We start from the raw sequence: 739 nt of genomic DNA on the forward strand, positions 1-739 counted from the left end.
GAACCCCCTGCGGGACGAATGCAGCATCTCGGAATACCTTTGTTTTCTACGGCATTATTTTGTCTTGCCCTGTGCCGTCAGCCGGCCGAGGCTCGAGAACTACTTGAGAAGTTCAGGGGCCATGCAGCGGTCACTTACAAGGGCGGTCCCGCGCCCGGTGCAGGTCGGCAAACGCTGGGTCGTTGAGGGCACCAGCTCTTGGCACAACCGAGGTGTCACACGGGTACTAGCGATCTCCACCGAACGAAGCATTGAGGTCGTTGGCGTATTGATGATGACACTGGCCACAAGCGTCATCGTCATTCGCCAGAGTCGTCGAACCTTGGGCGGGGAGCGCGGTGCTGCCAACAGGCGGGCCGCCGCGTGCTCAAGGGCTGATCCATCACTCTGGGACTGTATTTCAGTACGGGCCCCTGCGTCCGTCTGTCCGCGACTTCGTGCATTTGGCTGGCAGTGGTTAAGAGCGGACGAGGCGGGCTATGGCGTCGGAGGCTTCCTTGAGCTTGATGTCTGCCTGCTCGCCGCCGAGCTTGGCGGCGTCGACGACGCAGTGTTTGAGGTGGTCATCGAGGAGTCCGAGTGCGACACCTTCCAGCGCCTTGGTGAGGGCCGAGATCTGGGTGAGGATGTCGATGCAGTATGTTTCCTCATCGACCATGCGGTGGATGCCGCGGGCCTGGCCTTCGATGCGTTTGAGGCGGGCGAGGTACTTGCTTTTGTCACCGATGTAGCCGTGCGT

1 protein-coding gene is annotated in these 739 nt (G+C 60.9%); it reads right to left on the minus strand.

Annotation, left to right across the window (positions count from 1 at the left end; genetic code table 11):
• Positions 1 to 457: 457 nt before the first annotated feature.
• Positions 458 to 739, minus strand: a 282-nt coding sequence (locus JF66_RS19205) for a metal-sensitive transcriptional regulator (RefSeq protein ID WP_035880483.1), incomplete at its 5' end; no start/stop codon positions are given.

The organism is Cryobacterium sp. MLB-32 (assembly GCF_000738085.1).
Classification (GTDB): Bacteria; Actinomycetota; Actinomycetes; order Actinomycetales; family Microbacteriaceae; genus Cryobacterium.